Origin of the sequence: Polaribacter sp. BAL334 (assembly GCF_015767435.1) — a bacterium.
Taxonomy (GTDB): Bacteria; Bacteroidota; Bacteroidia; order Flavobacteriales; family Flavobacteriaceae; genus Polaribacter.
Genome location: NZ_JADWOV010000301.1, coordinates 247,507 through 269,984, shown reverse-complemented (window position 1 = coordinate 269,984; position 22,478 = coordinate 247,507). Strand labels below are relative to the sequence as shown.

The following is a 22,478-nucleotide window of genomic DNA, read 5'->3' as shown; positions in this document are numbered from 1 at the left end:
GTATTTAAGATTTTTATTTTGAATTTTTATTTTTTAAAAAAATCAAGCCAAATTCAACATGAATAAATCTGAAGCAATTCCATCTGATAAAAACTGACCTTTGTGAGTGGTTTTTAAAATACCATTTTCAAAAATCAACAATTCATCTTCTATGTATTTTTGGGATTGAATTGCCAAATAAGAAGCGTATTTTTCGCCAAAATCTTGGGTAATTTTAGCTATAGAAACACCCCAAATAGTGCGCAAACCTGTCATGATATATTCATTATATTTATCGGTTGTTGACAAGATTTCTCTTTCAATAGGCAAGCTATTTTCTTGAATAGCTTTGATATATTTTGCATTATTTCTTACATTCCAACTGCGCTGATTTCCGTCAAAAGAATGTGCTGAAGGGCCAATTCCAAGATACGATTTACCCAACCAATATCCTGTATTATTTTTACTAAAAAATCCTTCTTTGCCAAAATTGGAAGTTTCATAATGGATAAATTGATTTTTATCTAAAATATCCTTTAAAATATAAAATTGTGCTTGTGCTTTTTCATCATCCACATTTTTGATGATTCCCTTTTTAATGAAACTTGCTAAAGCAGTTTTAGGCTCCACAGTCAATGCATAACTTGAAATATGAGGAATCCCAAAACTCAATGCAGTATTGATATTTTCAATCCATTGTTCATTGGTACAATCTGGAATTCCATATATCAAATCAATAGAAATATTTTCAAAATATTTAGTTGCAATTTCCAAACATTTTTTTGCTTCATCAGCATTGTGAGCGCGATTCATCAATTTTAAATCGTACTCAAAAAAAGACTGAATGCCAATACTTAATCTGTTGATTTTTGATTGAGAAAGTTCAATTATTTTTTTGTTTGATAAATCATCTGGATTTGCTTCCAAGGTAATTTCTGGATTTTCAACAACTTCATGATGTTCGTAAACAGCCTCCATAATTGAATTTATTTCACTGATTGACAACAAACTAGGAGTACCCCCTCCAAAATAAATGGTTTCAATAATGGTGTTTTCGAGTTCGTTTTTCCTGAGTTCAATTTCTTTAATAATAGCAGCAATCATTTCATCTTTCTTTTTTAAAGAAGTAGAAAAATGAAAATCACAATAATAACAAGCTTGCTTACAAAATGGAATGTGAATGTAGATGCCGCTCATTTTTTAACTCGTTTCTCATTTTGTTTCACAAAACTTTCCCAACCAGAATAATTGGTTGCACCTTCCACTTTTCCAGAATTGTAAAAATGACAAACTGCAGCAGCCAAACCATCAGTAGCGTCCAAATTTTTTGGTAAACTTTGAAGATTTAAAAGGGATTTTAGCATCAAAGCGACTTGCTCTTTGCTCGCATTTCCATTTCCTGTAATGGCCATTTTTATCTTTTTTGGCAGATATTCTGTTATTGGAATTTGACGAGATAATCCTGCAGCCATGGCAACACCTTGCGCTCTTCCTAATTTCAACATAGATTGCACATTTTTTCCGTAAAAAGGTGCTTCAATGGCAATTTCATCAGGATTGTGGGTGTCAATCAATTCAATAGTTCGTTCGAAAATATGTTTTAATTTTAAGTAATGATCATCGTATTTTGAGAGTTGCAATTCGTTCATTTGAATAAACTCCATCTTTTTTCCAACCACTTTAATGAGTCCAAAACCCATAATAGTTGTGCCAGGGTCAATTCCTAAAATAATTTTTTCTGTTATCAAAAAATGGGATTTAAAATAATGCTTTTAACAAAGAATCTGCATTGAACCACAAATATAAAACCACCACCAATAAAACGACTAAAAACAATCCCTTTATTGATTTTTTCTCTTTTTTCCTTCCAAATTTTCGTCTGAATTCCATCTTGTAGTTATTGAAATAAGTACAAACTTAATCAATAATTTTTTAAAAATATTTCAAAAAACCAACAACTAACAACTAAAGACTAAAAACTATTTTACTCCTCTCAACATTTCTCTCTTTCCTGGTGGTCCTTGCAATTTTTCAATGGTAAATCCTACAGATTGCATTGCTCTTCTTACACTTCCTGCTGCAGCATACGTTACTAAAATCCCATCGTTTTTCAATGCTTTGTACATTTTTGAGAAAATTATTTCCGTCCATAATTCTGGTTGAACTCTCACACCAAAAGCATCAAAAAAGATGATATCAAACGTATTTTCATCCGTAATTTCATTGAAAAATTGCTTTCTTTTCGTCAATGAAAAATTAGTTGAAATCTGAAATTTTTCTTCCCAAGAAATAGCATGCATTTCCTCAAAAATAGCTTGAAATTCTTGTGCATTTAGTTCCGAAACATAATTGAGTTGTTGAATTTCTAAATCTTCAACGGGATACGCTTCAACTCCCACATAATCAATGTTTTTTGTTGATTTTTTTGCTTCTAAAAAAGTAATAAATGCATTCAATCCCGTTCCAAAACCAATTTCTAAAATCGAAATTTTATCAGAGGAAATGGTGCTAAAACCATTCTTTATAAACACATGTTTTGCTTCTTGAATAGCACCATGTTTTGAATGATATTGTTCATTCCATTCAGGCAAATGAATCGTAGTTGAACCATCAGAAGTGATGCGTATTTCTCTTTTCAATTTGTTGAAATTAGCAACTTTTTAATTTTTGGAATCGGCCCAATACACGTTGTTTTGTGACAAGCAATACAACTATTGATCGTTTTATTGTGCATTCCTTTCATAGAATCTGTTGAAGACAACAGCATTTCCTCATACGATTTTATATAAATTTCGGAAAAACCTTCAAATGCTGCGTTTCTATCTGAAGGATCTGTAAGTGTTGCAGAATGGATTTTTAAAAATTCACTAGGGAATTCCTTAGGTTTTTTACCTTCTAAAATGAGTGCTTTGTTTTCTAAATTTAAGGCATACATTTCAAGCATTAAAGCAGCCATTTCTGACTGCTTATAGGTGCTATTTTTTGTTGAATTTGATTTTTCTTTGTCCTTATTTGAACAACTTAACCCTAAAATAATGAATAAAAAAAGAACAGCTTTTTTCATTATTTTTTCATTAAAACGCCATTGGCTTCAAAAGCAAATTCCTTTTTTGGAGTTGTAATTTTGGCAATTTCTTCAGCAGATTTCCCTGCATCTTCTGCATAATGTTTTAAATCATCTACAGAAACTTCAGTTACATAGGCTTTACCTTCTACAATTACTTCACGATCTTTTGAATCTAAAGGCATAAAAAAACCATAGTCTTTAAAACGAACCATTGTTTCTGTTTCTAAATTTAAAGGAAGTTTCATCCAACATCCCTTTTTAGAACACACTTCTTTGATAGAAGAGGCAAATTTAACATTCAAAGTGTCACCAACTTGTAATGAATTGAATTTTGATAACATTTCAGCAGATGAAAGTGCATCATTCTCAGAAATAACGGCTCCAAAAGAGTCAAAACTTGCAGTAGTTTCAGGAGTTTCTGTAGCTTTTTTTTCTGATCTTTCATTTTTACAAGCAGTAAAAACTAGCAAAGCAACTAGAATTGTTTTTACAATTAATCTCATGTTTTTTGATTTTGATTTATTTTTTACAAAGGTAGGAAATTTAAAAAACAAAGCGTTTTTTTAAGGCTTTTTCAGATAAATAATTTATGTAACTTTGCAGCAATTATAAAAATTAAAATTCTATAATGACAACTCAAATAGAAATTCAACGCATAGAAAAATCGAAGATAACCTCAGTAGATTTTAGCAATTTACCTTTTGGTAGTGTTTATTCTGACCACATGCTAGAGTGTAACTTTAAAAATGGCGCTTGGGAAACTCCCGTAATTAAGCCATTTTCACCAATTTCACTAGACCCATCTTCGAAGATTTTTCATTATGGACAATCCATTTTTGAAGGGATGAAAGCCTATAAAGATGAAGCTGGAAAAACCTTGCTTTTCAGACCTTTAGATAACTGGAAACGATTGAATAAATCAGCTGAACGTTTGATGATTCCTCAAATTCCTGAAGAGATTTTTATGGAGGGTTTAAAAGAACTTTTAAAAGTTGATAACGATTGGATTCCAACAAACGACGGAAGTTCTTTATATATAAGACCATTTATGTTTGCAACTGGAAATGGGTTTCACGCTTCACCAGCTAATGAATATAAATTCATCATTGCAACTGCACCTTCAGGAGCTTATTTTGCCGGAAAAGTAAAAGTATTAATAGAAGAAAAATATGCACGTGCTGCGAATGGTGGAGTAGGATATGCAAAAGCTGGTGGAAACTATGCTGCGCAATTTTACCCAACACAATTAGCGATGGACAAAGGCTATAATCAAGTTATTTGGACAGATGATAATACGCATCAATTTATTGAAGAAGCTGGCGCTATGAATATTTTTATTCGTATCAATGATACCTTAATAACGAGTCCTACAAGTGATCGTATTTTAGATGGAATAACCAGAAAGAGTATTTTACAAATTGCAGAAGATGCTGGAATTCAAACAGAAGTAAGAAAAATTTCAGTTGGAGAAGTTGTAGAAGCAGCAAAAAATGGTAATTTAAAAGAAATGTTTGGTGCAGGAACTGCTGCTGTAATTTCGCCAATTGCTGGTTTTGGATATCAAGAAAACGATTATGAATTGCCAGTTTTAGAAGATTCTTTTGCTTCTCAATTGAAGAAAAAAATAACTGACATTCAAACCAATAAAGCTGCAGATCCTTATGGATGGAGGGTTTTTGTTGATTAATTTTATAAAATCATAGTGAAAGCACCAATCAAAAGTTGGTGCTTTTTTTGTTTCATAAATTTTGAGTACCTTTCAAATCATAAAATCTATCTGATGAAAACATATCCAAAAGAAGACATCAAAATTGGTTGGGAACCAGAAAAATGTACACATTCTGCGAATTGTGTGAAAGGATTATCCGCAGTTTTTAAACCCACTAAAAAACCTTGGATTCAGCAAGAAAACGCTACAAAGCAAGAAATTATTGATCAAGTTGCAAAATGCCCTTCAGGAGCTTTGAGTATTGTTCGATAATTTGGGTTGAATAAAAAATTTATTGACTATTTTGTTTTTCTAACAACAAATATAAAAGTGAATCGTTTGCTACATTTTAAACCGTTTTTTCTTTAAAAAACAACATTTAATCACTCAATGATAATTTCAAATTTTAAATCAATTGCTATCCTTTTTTTAAGTGTTTTATCACTAAGTTTTCAAGCTCAAACAAGAAAAGTCATCACATTAAAAGAAAACTGGAAGTTTCAAAAAGGAATTATTGAAAATGCACAAAACATCACTTTTGATGATGCAAAATGGCAAAAAGTTTCTGTGCCTCATGATTGGGCAATTTATGGTCCTTTTGACAAAGAAATTGACAAACAAAATGTGGCAATTACTCAAAATGGAGAAAAAATTCCAACAGAAAAAACTGGCAGAACAGGCTCCTTGCCTCACATAGGAACAGCTTGGTATCGCAATGAATTTAGTCTTTCTACAATTGAAACTTCGAAAAAAATCATGTTGCTTTTTGAAGGTGCAATGAGTGAACCTGAAGTTTTTATCAACGGAAAAAAAGTAGGTGAATGGAAATATGGATACAGTTATTTTTATTTTGACATTTCAGAAAACATCATTGAAGGTAAAAATACAATCGCTGTAAAACTCACCAATAAAGAATTTGCTTCAAGATGGTATCCAGGAGCTGGTTTGTATAGAAATGTTCGTTTGATTATCAAAAATCAAGAGAGTATTGCTCAATGGGGAACTTTTATCACAACACCTTTTGTGACAGATTCTCTCGCCAAAATCAATATAAAAACAAGGATAAATTCAGATAAAGGATTTGTAAAAACAACCATTTTTGATGCTGAAGGAAAAACATTAATTTCTAAAGAATCAAGTACGATTTTTGGACATGAATTTGAACAAAATATTCCACTAGAAAATCCAACATTATGGAGTCCTGAAACTCCTTATTTATACACCGCAAAAACGGAATATTTCGTCAATAACAAACTTTCTGATGAAATAACCACGCGTTTTGGTGTTCGGAAAATTGAATTTACTCGCGAAAAAGGATTTGTTTTAAATGGAGAAATCACCAAATTTAAGGGCGTTTGTTTGCATCATGATTTAGGTCCATTAGGAACTGCTATCAATATAGCTGCTTTAAAAAGACAGATGATTATTCTAAAAGATATGGGCGTGAATGCCATCAGAAGTTCGCACAATATGCCTTCTTTTGAGCAACTAGAATTGGCAGACGATATGGGTTTTTTATTTTTAGCAGAATCATTTGACGAATGGAAAAAACCCAAAGTAGAAAATGGTTACAATCGATTTTTTGATGAATATGCTGAAAAAGACATCGTAAATTTAGTTCGTGCAACCAGAAATCATCCATCAATAGTTATGTGGAGTTCAGGAAATGAAGTGCCTGATCAATGGGGAACTGAAGGCGTAAAACGTGCCAAATGGTTGCAAGATATTTTCCATACAGAAGACCCAACAAGACCAGTAACTGTTGGAATGGATCAAGTAAAAGCAGTGATGGAATCTGGTTTTGGTGCCATAATGGACATTCCAGGATTGAATTATCGTGTTCATTTGTATGAAGAAGCGTATGAAAAATTTCCTCAAGGATTTATTTTGGGTTCTGAAACTGCATCCACTGTGAGTTCAAGGGGTATTTATAAATTTCCTGTAGAAAAAGGGTCTATGAAACAATATGACGATTTTCAAAGTTCGTCTTATGATTTGGAATATTGCAGTTGGTCTAATTTGCCTGAAGACGATTTTATTTTGCAAGATGATAAACCTTGGGTTATTGGCGAATTTGTTTGGACAGGTTTTGATTATTTGGGCGAACCAACTCCTTATGACGAAAAATGGCCTTCAAGAAGTTCGTATTTTGGCATGATTGATTTGGCAGGAATTCCAAAAGACCGCTATTATTTATACAGAAGTAGATGGAATACCAAAGCCGAAACTTTACACATTTTACCACATTGGAATTGGGAAGGACGTGAAGGAGAAAAAACGCCTGTTTTTGTGTATACCAATTATGAAAGTGCTGAACTTTTTGTGAACGGAAAAAGCCAAGGAATTCAGAAAAAAATCAAAAATGGAAATCCACAAGAGCGATATCGTTTACTATGGAATGATGTCATTTACGAACCAGGAATTTTAAAAGTAGTTGCTTTCGACAAAAACGGAAAAGCTATTGCTGAAAAAGAAATGAAAACTGCTGGAAAACCACATAAAATAGTCTTAGAAACTGATAGAAAAACCATCAAATCTAATGGAGAAGATTTGAGTTTTGTGACGGTTTCTGTAGTGGATAAAAACGGAATTCCTTGCCCAACAGCCACCAACCAATTGCAATTTGAAGTAACTGGAAAAGGTACTTTTAGAGCTGCTTGTAATGGTGATGCAACTTCATTAGAATTGTTTCATTTGCCAACGATGAAATTATTTAGTGGAAAATTGGTTGTTTTGGTAAAATCCACAAAAGAAGCTGGAAAAATTGAATTGAAAGTTTCAGGAAAAGGCTTGAAAAAGGGAATTATTGAATTGGAAGCTGTTTTAAATGATTGATTTTAAAATTAAAGTAATGATTAAAAAATCTCTCATCATTTTTCTACTCCTTTTATCATTCTCGACTTTTAGTCAAGATAAAAAAAACGAGGTAGATTTGATAAAAACCACCATTGAAAATTATTACAATGGATACATTAATAGAGATTTTATGCTTTTAGAAAAAGCATTTGATCATCAAAATGGAACAATGAAGGTTCCCATTTTAAAAGATGAAAAAATCATAGGTTTCCAAAATCATTTCTTTAAAGATTTAATTCAAAAATGGAGTTCTAGAGAGAAATTATCAGATGATGTTTTAAAAAAATGTGCTTTGACTATTTTGAATATAGATATTGTTGATCAAAAAATAGCAAGTGCAAAAATCAGTATGAAAGTGGATACAATTACTTATATCGATATTTTATCACTCCAAAAAATAAATCAAAATTGGAAAATCACTAATAAGATTTTTGTGATTGAGCAATGATTTTTATTTATTCAAAATTTCTTCAATATTTGGTTTAAAATAATTAGGTCCTTTTAACACTTTTCCATCTTCTCTGTAAATGGGTTTGCCATCTTCACCCAATTTACTCATATTACTGCGTTGAATTTCATTGAAAACTTCCTCAATTTTGTCTTGCATTCCATGCTCGATAATAGTGCCACAAAGAATGTATAACATGTCTCCTAAAGCATCTGCAACTTCCACCAAATCGTTATTATTTGCAGCTTCTAAATATTCTTCGTTTTCTTCGCGCATCAATTTATAGCGCAATAATTTTCGGTCTTCGCCAATATCAACTGTTGGTTTTTGTTGAATATTCAGTTTAAAAGCTTCATGAAAATCGGTTACTGCTTGTATTTTATCTTTCATTTTTTAGATGGATTTTAGACTATTTTTAACAATTGAAAAATAGCATTCTTTCTTGATTTAATTCGTAATTTTGCATTCGAAAAATACAGAAACTTTTTTAAAAGAAGTCTGATTTTTTTTAAAATCAATTAAGAATTATAGCTATGTTTTTAAGTGCCTTTTTTTCTACTGGAAGAATCATTTTTATCCTCTTTTTTGTGATTGCTTTTACTTCAGTTTTAGTTTGGAGTTATAAAAAAGACATCAAAAATCACGAGCGTTATTATAAAAATGCAGGTAAAAAAGTAGCTATTTATGGTGGAATTATCATCGCTATTTTTGTGGCTCTGAGAATTATTTTCGGAAACTAATTTTCAATAATTAGGGTTTTTATCAACATTTTACTTGCATGAGTCATGAAATTTAAAGCAATTTCTTGTATGATCATTGACCATTCCAACTGCCTGCATAAAAGCATACATGACTGTTGAGCCCACAAATTTGAATCCGCGTTTTTTCAAATCTTTAGAAATTTTATCAGAAATTATAGTTTTTGCAGGAACTTCTTCTCTTTGATGACAACAATTTACTATTGGTTTTCCATCAACATAACTCCAAATAAAGCTAGAAAAAGAACCAAATTCTGCTTGAATTTCCATAAATAATTGTGCATTTGTGATGGCACTTTGAATCTTCAAACGATTTCTGATAATTCCCTCATTTTGCAATAATTCTTGGTACTTAGATTCAGAATATGTGGCGATTTTTTGGTAATCAAAATCATCAAAAGCTTTTCTGAAATTTTCTCTTTTATTTAAAATTGTCAACCAATTCAATCCTGCTTGAAAGGTTTCAAGCAACAAAAATTCGAATAAAATGGCATCATCAAAAACAGGAACTCCCCATTCATGATCATGATATTCTTGATAGATTTTACTATCTGTGACCCAAAAACAACGATTTTTCATATTATTTTGCTTTGATTGGTTTGATTGCTGTTTGACGTTCATTTACATATTCAAAAAAATCATCTCCAAAAAATCCAGCTTCCTCCAACATAATTCTGATGTCTTTGTTCCATTCTTTGATGAAAACTGTGGTATTTAACTCAATAGCATACACTGTATTTTTTCGCAAAGCGTAATCACCTGTAAAAGGCACACCATTTTGTGAATCCCACATGCCAATTGTGGTTCCTGCACTGTGCCCAAAAGTACCTAAAGGATGTGTGTAAATTGAGGGCCTTAATCCTTCATTTTTTCCATCAGCTAAAGATTTTGACAAAATTTCATTTCCAGTTTTTCCAGATTTCATGTTGGATGTAAGCAAGTCTTGTACACGATTTCCTTTTTGAAAAGCTTCTTTCAAAAAAGAGGGAACTTCATTTTCATTTGATTTTAAAACATATGCATGTTGCTGACAATCAGTATTTAAACCTATATAAGTAATTCCAAAATCACAATGTAATAAATCGCCTTCTACAATAATTTCTTCTTCTTTTTGTTTCGAAAAAGATTCGATATGCGATTTTAATGGGTCATTTTTTCTTTGGACATCAATAGTGGGATGAAACCAAGTTTCTAAACCCAAATCAGTCACTTTTTGACGTAAAAACCAAACCACATCTTCAGTAGTTGTGATTCCGGGTTTGATCATTTTATCAGAAAAAGCTTCATCAATAATGTCATGCGTAATTTTTACTAAATCTTTGAAAAGCAGCATTTCTTTTGCTGTTCTGGTTTCTATCCAAGCAATAGCCAAATTTTCTGCAGACACAATTTTTGAATGAAATGCTGTTGGTAAATTCTCTAAAAATTCTTCATAATCTGTTTTTACCAAACCATCAGCCAAAGCAAAGTGTTTTGAGAAATTCATTCCTATTTTGTTTGGATTTTTCTCTTCGATAATCGCCGTTAACGCTTTCCATTGATCAGGTTGTTGTTCTTTATTCCAAGCTGATTTGATACTTTTTCCAATATCATATCTTGCAACTGCCAAACGTTCTAATGTATTTTTTTCTTTGTTTCTATAAAAAACAATGATGGTTCTTCTACGAGCATTTAACCAAGTTGCAGGCAACATGGTTTTCAAAACAGGATCTTCATTATACTCTCTTGAAATCAACAACCACATATCAATACCTGAATCGTCCATTAATTTTGGTAAAAGATTTGAAAAACGATCTTCCAAAAGTTCGTCTTTCAAAATAGCACGTTCTTTTTCCGATAAAATAGTAAATTTTGGAATTTCATTGTTGTTTTTTTGACAAGAGAAAGAGCCTAAAATTATACAGATATAAAGAATTTTTTTGAGCATAACATTGATTTTAAAGATTTTAAAAATACTGTTAAAAGAGATGAAAACCAATCGAATTTGAAATATTTTTTGCAAATTTACAGTACTTAATTCATTTGTAAGATGAAAATCCTAAAACCACTTGTCCTATTTTCTTTAATTTCTCTTATTTTATGGAATTGTAGTTCTGTGCCAATTTCAAAAAAAACGATTGAAAAAGAGGAACCTGTTGTAATTGCAAATGATAGTTTAGAGTATGAAATTATCATTATTGATCCTGGATTCAACTATTTTTTGAACGCTGTTGCTCAACCTGTTGGTTACTACACTCAAAATTATATGGAAGTTCGAAACATTGCTTGGGTGACAACTTGGAACATGAGAGCACAAAATCCATTACAATACAATCCAAATATCTACGAAAATATCATTGATTATCAACCAAATATTGATTATGGCTATGAAGTGAATTATAAATTATTCAATTATTTTTTGTTTGCTCAACAAAAATATAGAATGAATTTAGGAGGTGGATTTACGAATATTAGAATTAATTAGATTTTTTCTGATATTTAAAAAAACTATAATCGTATTTGTTTTTTTCATCTGCCTTAAAATCCTCTCTTGAAATTTCTTCCCAAATAGTTATATCAATTTTTGGAAAAAAAGCATCAGCATCAAATTCGTGATGTACCAAAGTGATTTCTAAAAAATCAACAACATTATTCTCAAGGGCTTGCCTGTAAATTTGTTCTCCACCAACAATACAAACAGTTTTTTCGTTTTTACAGATTTCAATTGCCTCTTCCAAACTTGAGGCTGTCAAACATCCTTCTTGAAAATACTCTTTATTTCTAGTAACTATAATTGTAGTTCTATTAGGCAAAGGTTTGCCAATAGATTCATATGTTTTTCTGCCCATAATGATATGATGACCTGTAGTCAATTGCCTAAAATGCTTTAAATCGGCAGGTAAATGCCAAATCAAATCATTGTTTTTTCCTAAAGCATTGTTTTGAGCAATGGCAGCAATAAGTGTAATCATAAATTATTTGACGGTTTTAATCTCTGTAAATTTTAATTGTAAAGGAATTGAAAATGTTACAGACACTTCTTTTCCTGCTTTCATAGCTGCTTTTTTGATGCTGAGTTTTTCAAGAATTTTGTTTAATTCTACTAATTGTAAATTGTTGAAATCTGAGGTATTTTCAATAAGTAATTTACCATCAAAAGTTGCCAATAATTTTAAACTAAGTGGCGAACTTGATTCAAAATGAATTAGCTTTTTTGCATCCATATTTGTAATAAAATACTGCTGCAATTTTGCTTGAAAAACTACTAATTTATTTTTTTGCGAATGCTGAAATTCAATTTGATAAAAAACAGGAAATTCCTCAACATCATTCAAAGAGTAAATTTTAGTATTCTCTTGAGAAACTATTGAATTAAAAAATAACGTGTAAAAAAATAGGAAAGTTATTCTCATGCTTCAAAAATAATGCAAAAGTGTTCAGATTTGATGTTTTTTATCATTTTTGATAAAAAAAATACTGTTTACGAAACCGTTTTAGGAGCAAAAGTGCTGAAAATCAATGAAAAAAAAATTCATAAGATTTTAAAAATCCTACAATTTAACAATTGTTTTATTCTGAATTGTGAGGTTTTTGAGTGAAGATTTTACCAAACTCGCAAATCGAATCAATTCAACATCAATAAAATTTGCCATCACAAAGTTCTTATCTAATTTTACCTCGATAATTTAAACATAAAATTATGGCTATCAAAAAACAATTTTTAAAAAGCAAACCAGTTTGTAAAGTAACTTTTTCTATACAACCTGAAAACGCAGAAAATGTTGCAGTTGTAGGAAGTTTTAATGGTTGGGATGAAAAAGCAACTCCACTTAGCAAATTGAAAAATGGTACATTTAAAGGTACAGTCGATTTAGAATCTGGAATTTCTTATGAATTCAAATACTTAGTTGATGGTGACTATGTGAATGATGAAGAAGCTGACAGCTATGCTTGGAGCGATTTTGCTGGAGCAGAAAATAGCGTGTTGAGTTTGTAAAAAAATTAAAAAGAGCTTTCTAAATTTAGAAAGCTCTTTTTTTTATTTGTTTTTAAACCGCAACAATTCCTTTGATGTGAGGATGTGGATCGTAATTGAGTAATTCAAAATCTTCGAATGTAAAATCTTCGATATTTTTTATTGCTGGATTGATTTTCATAGTTGGCAAAGGCCTGATGTCTCTTGACAGTTGCAATTCCAATTGTTCAATATGATTGTTATAGATATGAGCATCACCAAAAGTGTGAATAAATTCACCTGCCTCGAAACCACAAACTTGTGCTATCATCATCGTAAACAATGCGTAAGAAGCAATATTAAAAGGGACTCCTAAAAAGATATCAGCACTTCTTTGGTATAATTGGCAAGATAATTTACCATCAGCCACATAAAACTGAAAAAATGCATGACAAGGAGGCAATGCTGCTTTTCCATTAGCTACATTTTCAGCAAAAGATTTGGAGGTATCTGGCAACACTGATGGATTCCAAGCAGAAACCAACATTCTTCTTGAATTTGGATTCTTTTGTAAAGTTTCAATGACTTCTTTCAGCTGATCAATTTCATCACTATTCCAATTGCGCCATTGATGACCATAAACTGGACCTAAATCACCATTTTCATCTGCCCATTCATTCCAAATTCGGACACCATTTTCTTGTAAATAATTGATATTCGTATCACCTTTTATGAACCATAATAACTCATAAATTATTGATTTTAAATGCAATTTTTTTGTGGTTACCATTGGAAAACCTTCACTCAAATCAAAACGCATTTGATAGCCAAAAACACTTTTTGTTCCAGTTCCAGTTCTGTCTCCTTTTTCATTTCCGTTTTCTAAAACGTGTTTTACTAAATCATGGTATTGTTTCATAATCCTTCATTATTTGTGTAAAAATAAAAAAGCATCAATAAAAATTCTTGATGCTTTAAAAAAAATTCTTAATAAGTTATTAACCAATAATCATTCCTGCAATGGCAGCAGACATCAAAGAGGCTATTGTACCACCAATCAATGCTTTCATTCCAAATTCAGATAAGGTTTTTCGTTGTTTTGGTGCTAAAGATCCAATTCCTCCTATTTGAATTCCAATGGAAGCAAAATTGGCAAAACCACACAACATATAAGTTGCCATGATAATCGATTTATCATAATTTAAATGAACAGCACTTGCGATATTTTTCAAATCAGCCAACTGAATATAAGCAATAAACTCACTTGCAGCCAATTTAATACCTAATAATTGCCCCATCAAAGCCATGTCTTCTTTAGCTACACCAATCAACCACATTAAAGGTGCAAATAAATATCCCAAAATAGCTTCAATAGAAAAAGTTGTGTACGCAGTATTTTTTGCCATCCAAGAATTCAACGTTGTAAGTTCTCCTACCCAACCCAAAATTCCGTTTAACATGGCTATAATTGCTACAAAAACCAATAACATTGCTCCAACATTTACTGCCAATCGCAAGCCTTCAGTAGTTCCATTTGCAATAGCATCCAAAATATTGGAACCAATTTTTTCTTGAGATACACTAACATCAGTATTTACTTTTTCAGTTTGTGGATATAAAATTTTTGAAATTACAATCGCTCCAGGAGCTGCCATTACTGAAGCTGCCAATAAATGTTTCGCAAAAATCAACTCTAAAGCTTTATCACCTCCACCTAAAAATCCGATATAAGCTGCCAAAACAGCACCTGCAACAGTAGCCATTCCACCAATCATGACCAAAAGCATTTCAGATCTGTTCATTTTTTCCAAATATGCTTTGATTAAAAGTGGCGCTTCAGTTTGACCAAGAAAAATATTTCCTGCAACTGATAAACTCTCCATTCCCGAAATTCCAAGGAATTTGGACAATGCTATTGCCAACCATTTTACTACTTTTTGAATGATTCCAAGATAAAAAAGTAAGGAGGTTAATGCTGAGAAAAAGATAATTGTAGGCAAAACTTGGAAGGCAAAAATGTATCCAAAAGTATTCATATCTGCTACTAAACCTTCAAACAAAAACTTACTTCCAGCTTTGGTATATTCTAAAATAGAAATGAAAATTCCTCCAACAAATTCGAAAATACTTTGAATAAATGGCACTTTCAAAACTCCAATTGCAATGATCAATTGTAATGATAAACCAATTCCAACTTTTTTCCAATCAATCGCTTTTCGATTACTACTGAATAAAAATGTGATGATTATCAACACAAACATTCCTAAAACGCCTCTCCAAAGACTTTCAATTGAAAATCCTTGACTAGGTTTTATTTCATTTGAAATAGTATTTTTAGAAATTTCTGATTCGTTTGGAACATTTTTTTGTGCAGCAATGGAAGAACTCAACTTGTAATTCGTATCATTTTCAGTTAAAACAAGTTGTAAAGAATCCAGAGAAACAATATTGAAATAACGAACTGTATCTTTAGGTTTATTGAAATTAAGAATCAATAAATTATGCTGTCTGATGTAATTTCCTGAGGAGATTGAGTCTGAATTTTGCTTTAATTTAAACGTAAATTTTCCGTCAAATAGTGAAAGAATGTCTGTAGAATCAATTGTTACAATTTCATCACTTGATTGTTTTTTTATGGATGAAAATTTCCAATTATTTTCTAATTGTTGACCAAAAGAGTTTAAAGAAATTAGGAAAAAAAACGCTATTAAAATATGTTTCATAAAGTGGTAAATTAAGAACGTTTGCTTATTTCGTCTCTTATTTTTGCTGCTAATTCATAATTTTCATTGATGACAGCTTGTTGCAATTGGTCTTGTAATTGAGTCAATGTCAGTTTCGAGAAAGTAGATTTTTCTTTTGAATCGCTCAAATCAGCAGGAATTTTTTCGATTTCTTTCTTGCCTTCAAGAGCCATTTCCTCTTCTAATTTTAAAATCACTCCAGCTTTGTCTAGTATATTTTCATAGGTATAAATTGGCGCATCAAAACGAACAGCGATTGCAATTGCATCCGAAGTTCGTGCATCAATCATCACTTCTTTGCCATTTTTCTCACATACCATACTTGAAAAAAAGACACCATCTACCAATTTATGAATAATCACTTCTTTGATTACGATACCAAATGTGTCAGAAAATGTCTTAAATAAATCGTGTGTAAGTGGTCTTGGAGGTCTGATTTCAGTTTCCAAAGCTATTGCAATAGATTGCGCTTCAAAAGCACCAATAATTATAGGCAAGGTTCTTGTTCCTTCTATTTCGCTCAAAACCAAAGCATAAGCTCCAGTTTGAGTTTGACTGTATGAAATTCCTTTGATGGTTAATTGTATTAAACTCATATATCTCTCTGCAAAAAAACTAAAAAACGATTGAAAATTAGTTGAAAATTTTCACGCTAGAATTGAGGCACAATTTAATAAAAATAGTTAGTGTAAATTGATATTTTGATAGTTTTTATAAAAGTAAAACCCAAAAGTGTTGAAACTAATGGGTTTTAAAAGGTAAAGTATTCAAAAAGAAATGTCTACGCTTCTTTGAATGCTTTTAATTTTGTAATTAATTCTGGCACAACTTGAAATGCATCTCCTACAATTCCATAGTCAGCTGCTTTGAAAAAAGGCGCTTCAGGATCAGAATTGATGACTACTTTTACTTTTGATGCGTTTACACCAGCTAAATGCTGAATCGCTCCAGAAATTCCGATAGCTATATATAAATTGGAAGCCACAGGTTTTCCTGTTTGTCCAACATGTTCTCCATGAGGACGCCATCCTAAATCAGAAACTGGTTTTGAACAAGCAGTTGCTGCTCCTAAAACAGTGGCTAATTCTTCAATCATTCCCCAGTTTTCTGGACCTTTTAAACCTCTTCCTGCAGAAACTACTACATCAGCATCTGCTATGGTCACTTTTCCAGAAGCTTTTTCCACTTTTTCTGATTTTACCCCAAAATCTGTATCTGATAAAGAAATCGTTTTGTTTTCAACAATTCCTGAAACTGGATTTTCGTGAATCCCAAAAGAATTTTTTGCAACTCCAACAATTTTTTTCTCTGTTGAAATTACAGTATTTGCAAAACCTTTATTCGAAAAAACCTTTCTTTTAATCGTAAAAGGATTTGTTGACGATGGCAATTCTACCACATTTGAGGCATACCCAGCATCCAAAGATACTGCCACTAAAGGCGCAACATGCATAGTATCTATACTTGAATCCAACACAATTACTGTTGCATTTTCAGCATCAGCAATTTGTTTTATGATGGATGAATACCCTTTTGCGTTGAATGAAGTTAACTTACTTTCAGAAACTGAAACTACTTTCTCTGCCCCATAAGTAAATAATTCTTGATTTTCAGTAACATTAATAGTTACTGCAACAAGATTTGTATTCAACTGTTCTGCTACTTTTTTTCCATAAGAAACTACTTCAAAAGCACTTTTTTTAAACTTGCCATTTGAGGCATCTGCAAAAACTAAAACTGACATATTTTATATTTTTTTAAATTCTGAAAAGAATGTGTTCAGATTCTTGTTATTTTTTTTGATTTAAATCACTTTCGCTTCATTGTGCAATAAATTGATTAATTCATCAATATTATCTGCAGCAACTAATTTCACAGCGCCTTTTGGTGCTGGTTTTTGATACGATTGCACTTCAGTAGCTTTTTCAGAAGCCACAGAATCAACAACTTGCAATGGTTTTTGACGCGCCATCATAATACCACGCATGTTTGGAATTCTTAAATCTTTTTCTTCTACAATTCCTTTTTGACCAGCAATTACCATTGGTAAAGTTGAGCTTAACGTTTCATTTCCACCATCAATTTCTCTTATCAAAGTAGCTGAATTTCCATCAATTTCAACTCCTACACAACCGTTTACAAAATGATAATCAACCAAAGAAGCCACCATTCCTGGAACCATTCCTCCATTATAATCAATGGATTCTCTTCCTGCTAAAACCAAATCATACCCTCCATTTTTCACAACAGCTGCAATTTCTTTTGCTACAGACAATCCATCTGTAGGTTCTGCATTTACACGAATTGCATCATCAGCACCAATTGCCAAAGCTTTTCTCAAAGTAGGTTCAGTAGAGGCATTTCCAACATTTAAAACAGTAATGGACGCTCCTTGTTTTTCTTTAAACCACATAGCTCTTGTCAAACAAAACTCATCATAAGGATTGATCACAAATTGAACTCCATTGGTATCAAATTTTGTATCATTATCTGTAAAATTAATCTTTGAAGTGGTGTCTGGTACGTGACTTATACAAACCAAAATTTTCATAATCGGGCTATTTTATCATTTTTATACGGAACGAAATTACAGCTTTTTTTTAAAAAATACTATGCATGCATAATAAATTTTCAAGATTTTAACATTTATCGAAAACGATTGCGCTTTTTAGAAGAATTATTTAAGAGTAGTTTCTGAAATTGATTCAAAAAAAATGATAATTAATTCATTACTTTTGCAAGATTGAAAATAATACAAGATTTAATTTTACATGAAAACAGTTCAATTTAGAGAAGCTATTTGTGAAGCAATGAGCGAGGAAATGCGCAGAGATGAAAGCGTTTATTTGATGGGTGAAGAAGTTGCAGAGTATAATGGTGCTTACAAAGCGAGTAAAGGAATGTTGGATGAATTTGGTCCAAAAAGGGTAATTGACACGCCTATTGCAGAACTTGGTTTTGCCGGAATTGCCATTGGATCAGCTATGAATGGAAATAGACCGATTGTAGAATACATGACGTTTAATTTTTCGTTAGTTGGAATTGATCAAATCATTAACAATGCTGCAAAAATCAGACAAATGTCTGGAGGTCAATTAAATTGCCCTATTGTTTTTAGAGGTCCAACAGCTTCTGCTGGTCAATTAGGAGCAACACACTCGCAAGCTTTTGAAAATTGGTTTTCAAATACACCAGGATTAAAAGTAATTGTACCTTCAAATCCTTATGATGCAAAAGGCTTATTGAAAGCTGCAATTCGTGATGATGATCCAGTTATTTTCATGGAATCTGAGCAAATGTATGGTGATAAAATGGAAATTCCTGAAGGAGAATATTTGATTCCAATTGGAGTTGCTGATATCAAAAGAGAAGGAACTGATGTTACTGTAGTTTCTTTTGGAAAAATTATTAAAGAAGCCTACAAAGCTGCAGATGAATTAGCAAAAGAAAATATTTCCATAGAAATTATCGATTTAAGAACTGTGCGTCCTATGGATCATGCAGCCATCGTTAAATCTGTTAAGAAAACAAATAGATTGGTTATTCTAGAAGAAGCTTGGCCTTTTGCAAGTGTTTCTTCAGAAATAACCTACAGAATTCAAAGTGAAGCATTTGACTTTTTAGATGCACCCATCAAAAGAATCACAACTGCTGATACTCCTGCTCCTTATTCATCTGCATTGTTTGAAAAATGGATTCCAAATTCGGATGACGTTGTAAAAGCAGTAAAAGAAGTATTGTATCTGAAAAAATAAATTTTACTATAAAAAAAGCCTTTCAAAAAATGAAAGGCTTTTTTTATTCTATCCGAAAACCTTTGCGTAAATCCGATTAAAATTTCATAATTATAGACACACAAATCCCTATTTTTGTGAACAGAAAATAAAAAGAAAAAAAATGAATATAACTTTTGATGTGCTTATTGAAATTCCAAAAGGAAGTAGAAACAAATACGAATACGATTTTAAATTGAATAAAATCCGATTTGACAGAATGCTATTTTCTTCTATGATGTATCCAGCTGATTATGGATTTGTTCCTGAAACATTGGCCTTGGATGGTGATCCACTAGATGTTTTAGTTTTGGGTCATGAGCCAAGCTTTCCAATGTGTGTGATGGAAGTAAAACCAATTGGTGTTTTTCACATGACAGATGAAAAAGGGCCTGATGAAAAAATAATTTGTGTCCCTGTTTCTGACCCAATTTGGAATAATAGAAAAGATATTTTTGATTTAAATCCACATAGATTGAAAGAAATTGAGCATTTTTTTCAAGTTTACAAGGATTTAGAAAAGAAAAAAGTTGCTGTCGGTGGCTGGGGAGATGCAGCTGAATCTGAAAGAATATACAAAGATTGTGTTGAGAGATATAATAATAGTGACTATAAAAAGACAAATTATTTCTCGATTTAATAAAATAGTACCTAAAAAAATAAGAACCTCAAAAAATTAAACCTTTTTGAGGTTTTTTATTTCATTTTGATTTTATTACTTTTACCCCCATTTTAAACTAATCAAATTAACTATACTTTATGGAATTAATGATTTATGTGCCAATTGTAATGGCAATTATTGGCTTACTTTTTATGTATGCTAAAAGAGCTTGGGTATTAAAACAAGATGCTGGAGATGGTAAAATGAAAGAAATTTCAGATTATATCTATGAAGGAGCCCTTGCATTTTTAAAAGCAGAATATAGATTGTTAACTTTTTTTGTGATTGGCGCTAGTATTGTATTAGCAGGGATTTCATTTATTGTACCAACAACACACATATTAATAGTAGTAGCATTTGTTTTCGGAGCTATTTTTTCAGCTTTGGCTGGAAATATGGGAATGAAAATTGCTACAAAAACAAACGTTAGAACAACTCAAGCAGCGCGTACAAGTTTACCTCAAGCATTGAAAGTTTCTTTTGGTGGTGGAACAGTAATGGGATTAGGAGTTGCAGGTTTGGCAGTTTTGGGTTTGACAGCTTTCTTTATTTTCTTTTACCATTTCTTTATGGGTGGTGTTTGGACAACTACAGAGCAAATGACCATCGTTTTAGAAACTTTGGCTGGATTCTCTTTAGGAGCTGAATCAATTGCTTTATTTGCAAGAGTTGGAGGAGGAATTTATACAAAAGCAGCAGATGTTGGAGCAGATTTAGTTGGAAAAGTAGAAGCTGGAATTCCAGAAGATGATCCAAGAAATCCTGCTACAATTGCAGATAATGTGGGAGATAATGTAGGAGATGTTGCTGGTATGGGAGCAGATTTATTTGGTTCTTATGTAGCTACAGTATTGGCTGCCATGGTTTTAGGAAACTATGTGATTAAAGATATGGGAGGAAGTATCAATGACGCTTTTGGCGGAATTGGTCCAATTTTACTACCAATGGCAATTGCTGGTTTTGGGATTTTATTCTCTATCATTGGAACAATGTTAGTGAAAATTTCAAGTGATGATGCCAAAGAAAAACAAGTTCAAGGAGCATTAAATATTGGGAATTGGGTTTCTATTATTTTAACATTGATTTCATGTTTTTTCCTAGTAGATTTTATGTTACCAGAAGTAATGACTATGGAATTCTATGGAGAAGGAGCTAAAGAAATATCATCAATAAGAGTGTTTTATGCAACAATTGTTGGTTTAGTTGTTGGTGGAGTAATTTCTTCGGTAACGGAATATTATACAGGTTTAGGTACAAAACCAGTGTTGGCAATTGTTCAAAAATCTTCAACAGGAGCAGGAACAAACGTGATTGCTGGTTTGGCAACTGGAATGATTTCAACATTTCCAACAGTATTGTTATTTGCTGCTGCAATTTGGGCTTCGTATGCTTTTGCAGGTTTTTATGGTGTGGCATTAGCAGCATCTGCAATGATGGCAACAACAGCTATGCAATTAGCGATTGACGCTTTCGGACCAATTTCTGATAATGCAGGTGGAATCGCTGAAATGAGTGAATTACCAAAAGAAGTTCGTACAAGAACTGATATTTTAGATTCTGTAGGTAACACAACTGCAGCAACTGGAAAAGGTTTTGCGATTGCTTCAGCAGCATTAACTTCTTTGGCTTTGTTTGCTGCATATGTAACCTTTACAGGAATTGACGGAATCAATATTTTCAAAGCGCCAGTTTTAGCAATGCTATTTGTAGGAGGTATGATTCCTGTGGTTTTCTCTGCATTAGCTATGAATTCTGTTGGAAAAGCTGCAATGGATATGGTGTATGAAGTGCGTCGTCAGTTCAAAGAAATTCCAGGAATTATGGAAGGAACTGGAAAACCTGAATATGGTAAATGTGTTGAAATTTCTACAAAAGCTGCCTTACGTGAAATGATGTTGCCTGGTATTTTAACTATTGGTTTTCCAATTGCAATTGTACTTTTGGGCAAATTAGTGTATGGTGACAATAACCAATTAATTGCTGAAATGTTAGGTGGTTATATGGCTGGAGTTACTGTTTCTGGTGTACTTTGGGCAGTTTTCCAAAACAATGCTGGTGGTGCTTGGGACAATGCTAAAAAATCTTTTGAAGCTGGAGTGATGATCAATGGTGAAATGACATATAAAGGTTCTGATGCTCATAAAGCAGCTGTAACTGGTGATACTGTGGGAGATCCTTTCAAAGACACTTCTGGTCCTTCAATGAATATTTTAATCAAATTAACTTGTTTGATTGGACTAGTAATTGCGCCAATTTTAGGTGGTCATACAGCTGAAATTTCTGAATTTAATGAATACATTAATAAAGAAATAAAAGTAACTGTTAATCCACAAAACAAACAATTAGCTTCTGCAATCATCGTTACAACGAAAACCGTAAACGGAAAAACGTTTACAGAAACTGAAACAATTTCAGGAACGTTGGAAGAAATTGAAAAAAGAGCTAAAGAAATTGGTGATATTGAATCAGTTGATATAAAAGAAAATAAAGTAACTAAGAATAGTGATATTACTATTAAATTAAAATAGTTGCTGAAAAATATTTACATTA

The 22,478-nt window shown here is 31.9% G+C and carries 26 protein-coding genes; 10 read left to right on the top strand and 16 right to left on the bottom strand.

From position 1 onward, the window contains the following. Nucleotides 1–42: 42 nt before the first annotated feature. The 6 genes from hemW to IU405_RS10695 all read right to left on the bottom strand — a co-directional run bounded on the left by hemW (nucleotide 43) and on the right by IU405_RS10695 (nucleotide 3,549). Nucleotides 43–1,176 carry a radical SAM family heme chaperone HemW gene (gene hemW, locus IU405_RS10715; protein WP_197438603.1) on the bottom strand — a complete coding sequence of 378 codons (1,134 nt, stop codon included), beginning with the start codon at nucleotides 1,174–1,176 and terminating at the stop codon, nucleotides 43–45. After that, entirely contained in the window at nucleotides 1,173–1,727 is a 555-nt protein-coding gene (gene ruvC, locus IU405_RS10710) for a crossover junction endodeoxyribonuclease RuvC (RefSeq protein ID WP_197438602.1), read from the bottom strand. The genes hemW and ruvC overlap by 4 nt, the downstream gene beginning before the upstream one ends. 10 nt (nucleotides 1,728–1,737) lie before the next feature. Continuing rightward, nucleotides 1,738–1,869 carry a hypothetical protein gene (locus IU405_RS15785; protein WP_262894641.1) on the bottom strand — a complete coding sequence of 44 codons (132 nt, stop codon included), beginning with the start codon at nucleotides 1,867–1,869 and terminating at the stop codon, nucleotides 1,738–1,740. A gap of 89 nt (nucleotides 1,870–1,958) precedes the next feature. Beyond that, nucleotides 1,959–2,618, bottom strand: a complete 660-nt coding sequence (mnmD, locus tag IU405_RS10705) for a tRNA (5-methylaminomethyl-2-thiouridine)(34)-methyltransferase MnmD (RefSeq protein ID WP_197438601.1) — start codon at nucleotides 2,616–2,618, stop codon at nucleotides 1,959–1,961. Next, on the bottom strand, nucleotides 2,615–3,043 hold the full coding sequence (locus IU405_RS10700; RefSeq protein ID WP_197438600.1) for a hypothetical protein: 429 nt from the start codon (nucleotides 3,041–3,043) through the stop codon (nucleotides 2,615–2,617). The genes mnmD and IU405_RS10700 overlap by 4 nt, the downstream gene beginning before the upstream one ends. Next, nucleotides 3,043–3,549: a DUF4920 domain-containing protein gene (locus IU405_RS10695; protein ID WP_197438599.1), complete on the bottom strand. Its 507-nt coding sequence runs from the start codon at nucleotides 3,547–3,549 to the stop codon at nucleotides 3,043–3,045. Before IU405_RS10695 ends, IU405_RS10700 begins: the two co-directional genes overlap by 1 nt. A gap of 125 nt (nucleotides 3,550–3,674) precedes the next feature. Between IU405_RS10695 and IU405_RS10690 the strand changes: the two genes are divergently transcribed. The 4 genes from IU405_RS10690 to IU405_RS10675 all read left to right on the top strand — a co-directional run bounded on the left by IU405_RS10690 (nucleotide 3,675) and on the right by IU405_RS10675 (nucleotide 8,058). After that, nucleotides 3,675–4,733, top strand: coding sequence for a branched-chain amino acid aminotransferase (locus IU405_RS10690; protein ID WP_197438598.1), 1,059 nt, complete (start codon nucleotides 3,675–3,677; stop codon nucleotides 4,731–4,733). A gap of 93 nt (nucleotides 4,734–4,826) precedes the next feature. Further along, the gene (locus tag IU405_RS10685) at nucleotides 4,827–5,027 is read left to right on the top strand and encodes a (4Fe-4S)-binding protein (RefSeq protein WP_197438597.1); all 201 of its coding nucleotides are present in this window, start codon (nucleotides 4,827–4,829) and stop codon (nucleotides 5,025–5,027) included. A 117-nt stretch (nucleotides 5,028–5,144) separates the two neighbouring features. Beyond that, nucleotides 5,145–7,589, top strand: coding sequence for a DUF4982 domain-containing protein (locus IU405_RS10680; protein ID WP_197438596.1), 2,445 nt, complete (start codon nucleotides 5,145–5,147; stop codon nucleotides 7,587–7,589). A gap of 16 nt (nucleotides 7,590–7,605) precedes the next feature. Further along, nucleotides 7,606–8,058 (top strand): nuclear transport factor 2 family protein, encoded by a 453-nt coding sequence (locus tag IU405_RS10675; RefSeq protein ID WP_197438595.1) that lies wholly within the window; start codon nucleotides 7,606–7,608, stop codon nucleotides 8,056–8,058. Between the two features lie 3 nt (nucleotides 8,059–8,061). On the opposite strand, the gene IU405_RS10670 is transcribed toward IU405_RS10675, so the two are convergent. Then, on the bottom strand, nucleotides 8,062–8,448 hold the full coding sequence (locus tag IU405_RS10670; protein ID WP_197438594.1) for a nucleoside triphosphate pyrophosphohydrolase family protein: 387 nt from the start codon (nucleotides 8,446–8,448) through the stop codon (nucleotides 8,062–8,064). Between the two features lie 143 nt (nucleotides 8,449–8,591). Between IU405_RS10670 and IU405_RS10665 the strand changes: the two genes are divergently transcribed. After that, nucleotides 8,592–8,798, top strand: coding sequence for a hypothetical protein (locus IU405_RS10665; protein WP_197438593.1), 207 nt, complete (start codon nucleotides 8,592–8,594; stop codon nucleotides 8,796–8,798). Nucleotides 8,799–8,828: 30 nt separating this feature from the next. Here IU405_RS10665 and IU405_RS10660 read toward each other — a convergent pair whose 3' ends face one another. Together IU405_RS10660 and IU405_RS10655 are read right to left on the bottom strand one after the other, a co-directional pair. Beyond that, nucleotides 8,829–9,395 (bottom strand): DNA-3-methyladenine glycosylase I, encoded by a 567-nt coding sequence (locus IU405_RS10660; protein WP_197438592.1) that lies wholly within the window; start codon nucleotides 9,393–9,395, stop codon nucleotides 8,829–8,831. Between the two features lies 1 nt (nucleotide 9,396). Next, nucleotides 9,397–10,743: a M24 family metallopeptidase gene (locus IU405_RS10655; RefSeq protein ID WP_197438591.1), complete on the bottom strand. Its 1,347-nt coding sequence runs from the start codon at nucleotides 10,741–10,743 to the stop codon at nucleotides 9,397–9,399. 102 nt (nucleotides 10,744–10,845) lie between these two features. Between IU405_RS10655 and IU405_RS10650 the strand changes: the two genes are divergently transcribed. Further along, nucleotides 10,846–11,280, top strand: a complete 435-nt coding sequence (locus tag IU405_RS10650; RefSeq protein WP_197438590.1) for a DUF6146 family protein — start codon at nucleotides 10,846–10,848, stop codon at nucleotides 11,278–11,280. Here the strand turns inward: IU405_RS10650 and IU405_RS10645 are convergent. Together IU405_RS10645 and IU405_RS10640 are read right to left on the bottom strand one after the other, a co-directional pair. Next, entirely contained in the window at nucleotides 11,273–11,767 is a 495-nt protein-coding gene (locus IU405_RS10645; protein ID WP_197438589.1) for a dihydrofolate reductase, read from the bottom strand. The genes IU405_RS10650 and IU405_RS10645 overlap by 8 nt on opposite strands. A 3-nt stretch (nucleotides 11,768–11,770) precedes the next feature. Then, on the bottom strand, nucleotides 11,771–12,208 hold the full coding sequence (locus IU405_RS10640; RefSeq protein WP_197438588.1) for a hypothetical protein: 438 nt from the start codon (nucleotides 12,206–12,208) through the stop codon (nucleotides 11,771–11,773). A gap of 287 nt (nucleotides 12,209–12,495) precedes the next feature. Here IU405_RS10640 and IU405_RS10635 point away from each other — a divergent pair, with 287 nt between their 5' ends. Then, entirely contained in the window at nucleotides 12,496–12,792 is a 297-nt protein-coding gene (locus IU405_RS10635; RefSeq protein WP_197438587.1) for an isoamylase early set domain-containing protein, read from the top strand. Nucleotides 12,793–12,844: 52 nt separating this feature from the next. On the opposite strand, the gene IU405_RS10630 is transcribed toward IU405_RS10635, so the two are convergent. The 5 genes from IU405_RS10630 to IU405_RS10610 all read right to left on the bottom strand — a co-directional run bounded on the left by IU405_RS10630 (nucleotide 12,845) and on the right by IU405_RS10610 (nucleotide 18,045). Then, entirely contained in the window at nucleotides 12,845–13,669 is an 825-nt protein-coding gene (locus IU405_RS10630) for a thymidylate synthase (RefSeq protein WP_197438586.1), read from the bottom strand. A 79-nt stretch (nucleotides 13,670–13,748) separates the two neighbouring features. After that, complete coding sequence (locus tag IU405_RS10625; protein WP_197438585.1) at nucleotides 13,749–15,473, bottom strand: NupC/NupG family nucleoside CNT transporter; 1,725 nt, start codon at nucleotides 15,471–15,473, stop codon at nucleotides 13,749–13,751. An 11-nt stretch (nucleotides 15,474–15,484) separates the two neighbouring features. After that, entirely contained in the window at nucleotides 15,485–16,090 is a 606-nt protein-coding gene (locus IU405_RS10620; RefSeq protein WP_197438584.1) for a bifunctional nuclease family protein, read from the bottom strand. A gap of 185 nt (nucleotides 16,091–16,275) precedes the next feature. Then, nucleotides 16,276–17,238: an electron transfer flavoprotein subunit alpha/FixB family protein gene (locus IU405_RS10615; protein WP_197438583.1), complete on the bottom strand. Its 963-nt coding sequence runs from the start codon at nucleotides 17,236–17,238 to the stop codon at nucleotides 16,276–16,278. Between the two features lie 60 nt (nucleotides 17,239–17,298). Further along, complete coding sequence (locus IU405_RS10610) at nucleotides 17,299–18,045, bottom strand: electron transfer flavoprotein subunit beta/FixA family protein (protein ID WP_197438582.1); 747 nt, start codon at nucleotides 18,043–18,045, stop codon at nucleotides 17,299–17,301. A gap of 220 nt (nucleotides 18,046–18,265) precedes the next feature. Between IU405_RS10610 and IU405_RS10605 the strand changes: the two genes are divergently transcribed. The 3 genes from IU405_RS10605 to IU405_RS10595 all read left to right on the top strand — a co-directional run bounded on the left by IU405_RS10605 (nucleotide 18,266) and on the right by IU405_RS10595 (nucleotide 22,456). Next, on the top strand, nucleotides 18,266–19,249 hold the full coding sequence (locus IU405_RS10605) for a pyruvate dehydrogenase complex E1 component subunit beta (RefSeq protein WP_197438581.1): 984 nt from the start codon (nucleotides 18,266–18,268) through the stop codon (nucleotides 19,247–19,249). A gap of 142 nt (nucleotides 19,250–19,391) precedes the next feature. Then, nucleotides 19,392–19,907, top strand: a complete 516-nt coding sequence (locus tag IU405_RS10600; RefSeq protein ID WP_231749673.1) for an inorganic diphosphatase — start codon at nucleotides 19,392–19,394, stop codon at nucleotides 19,905–19,907. A 119-nt stretch (nucleotides 19,908–20,026) separates the two neighbouring features. Then, complete coding sequence (locus IU405_RS10595) at nucleotides 20,027–22,456, top strand: sodium-translocating pyrophosphatase (RefSeq protein ID WP_197438580.1); 2,430 nt, start codon at nucleotides 20,027–20,029, stop codon at nucleotides 22,454–22,456. The last annotated feature ends 22 nt before the right edge of the window (nucleotides 22,457–22,478 follow it).